General features: G+C 38.7%; 1 protein-coding gene. It reads left to right on the forward strand.

Translation table 11 applies throughout. The features are described 5' to 3' along the window. On the forward strand, positions 1-1,704 hold a 1,704-nt coding region (locus AADI82_RS15110; RefSeq protein WP_341217232.1), incomplete at both ends, for a glycoside hydrolase family 2 TIM barrel-domain containing protein.

Here is a 1,704-nt window from a genome sequence, read left to right on the forward strand (position 1 = left end):
ACAGATGGTCGGACGGAAGTTATTTAGAGGATCAGGACATGTGGCGACTTAGTGGTATTTTTAGGGATGTAACCTTAATGGTAAAGAATAAATTCCACATTAAGGACTTTCATATAAATACAGATCTTGACGAAGCTTATAAAGATGCAGATTTGTCCATTAAAGTTAAAGTTCGAAATTCAGGAGCCAAAACGGTAAAAAAACATAAGGTTCGAGCAGTTGTTTATGATAGTAATGGCGGTGTTTTACAAAAAAGCAATGAAGTACTTTTAGCAAATTTACCTAAAACCTTAGCAGGTACTGAGTCTGCTGTCGATTTAAGGATGAAAGTAGCTTCCCCATTGTTATGGAGCGCAGAAACCCCCAATTTATACACCTTGGTCTTGCAACTTATCGATGCCAAAGGAAACGTATTGGAGTATATTCCTTGGAAATTTGGATTTAAGGAAGTTGAAATTGAAGGCAATTTGTTTAAGATTAATGGCCAGTTGGTAAAATTAAAAGGCGTTAACAGACATGAACATCATCCAAGAACAGGACGGTACGTAGATGAAGAAACCATGCTGTTGGATATTAAGTTGATGAAGCAGTGCAACATCAATTTTGTACGAACAAGTCACTACCCCAATGCACCCTATTGGTATAAATTATGCGATACTTATGGGATGTATGTTATGGATGAAGCCAATCAAGAATCTCACGGTTATAACATAGGGAATAAGGAATTGGGTGATAACCCTTTATGGAAAAAAGCACATGTAGATAGGGCAGTCTCCATGGTAGAACGCGATAAAAATCACGCATCGATAATTATTTGGTCCTTAGGTAACGAGGGAGGAGCCGGTCAAAATATGATGGCCATGGCCAAAGGCATAAAAAGCATTATACCTAAAGCAGTGGTGTATTGCGATAGTGATTTAAGTGTTTCCGATATGCTGGACAAAGGCTACCTATCGCCAAAAGCCATAAGAAGGGTGGCAGAAAACGATACTTTACGCCCCATATTCATGCGGGAATATGCCCATGCCATGGGAAACTCGCTAGGGAACTTCAAGGACTATTGGGATGTGTTTTATGATTTCGACTACACCGTTGGTGGTGCGGTTTGGGATTGGGTCGACCAAGGTTTGGCAAAGAAGAAAGACGGAAGCCCTTTAAAATATTTAGAAAACCCACATCAGTTGGCGCTCAATGCCGACGAGTTTTGGGCAATTGGTGGCGATTTTAACGATTATCCCAATGATGGTGAATTTTGTATTAACGGTTTAGTGGCTCCAGACAGAACCCCAAATCCGCATTATTACGAAGCACAAAAAGTACATCAATCCATAAGGTTTGAAGCCGTAAACCTAAAAGAAGACTCCATTAAAATCACCAATCTGTACAGTTTTATAAATCTTGAAGATTTTAGCTTTAAATGGGAGCTTCAATATAATGGAGATGCTATTGAAAGCGGTGCCATTAACGATATGGTTGTAATGCCCAATCAATCAAAAACAATAAACATTCCATTTCAACCATTATCAGAAAAAGAGGGAGAATATATTTTAACACTATCGGCACACATAAACGATAACGCTAATTGGGCACCAAAAGGGTTTGAAATCGCTAAGGAACAATTTATATTACAGGACTTTCATTATCCAGATGCACTAAGTAACTCCTCCGAGAAATTGATTCTTGAAACTTCAGATGGGCATTATA

Source organism: uncultured Wocania sp., assembly GCF_964021735.1.
GTDB lineage: Bacteria > Bacteroidota > Bacteroidia > Flavobacteriales > Flavobacteriaceae > Wocania_A.